We start from the raw sequence: 258 nt of genomic DNA, 5'->3' as shown, positions 1-258 counted from the left end.
CTGGAATACGACGCTTTTCACCAAATTGATTGATTAAAAGCCCATCTTTTGTGAATACTTGCATAGGAGTTTGTAATTGCACGTCTTTTAAAACTTGCACACTGGGGATATCAGGTTTAACGTAGTAATAAAGACTGACCAAAGTGATCAGACCAATTAACACACAAATGATAAAAAATTGTAAAGTTCGTTTTAATAAAATCACTTATATTTCCCTAAATGGACTCCCAATTGCGAGTTTTGACTGCTAGTATATAT

1 protein-coding gene is annotated in these 258 nt (G+C 33.3%); it reads right to left on the bottom strand.

Annotation, left to right across the window (positions count from 1 at the left end):
* Nucleotides 1-205, bottom strand: a 205-nt coding sequence (locus AAEY87_RS14145) for a hypothetical protein (RefSeq protein ID WP_350657632.1), incomplete at its 3' end; no start/stop codon positions are given.
* Between the last annotated feature and the right edge of the window lie 53 nt (nucleotides 206-258).

The organism is Psychrobacter sp. S1-30-MNA-CIBAN-0213, assembly GCF_040309845.1.
In the GTDB taxonomy this organism is placed as follows: domain Bacteria; phylum Pseudomonadota; class Gammaproteobacteria; order Pseudomonadales; family Moraxellaceae; genus Psychrobacter.
Note: the sequence above shows the minus strand (reverse complement) of the source record. Positions and strands in the feature narration are given on the sequence as shown.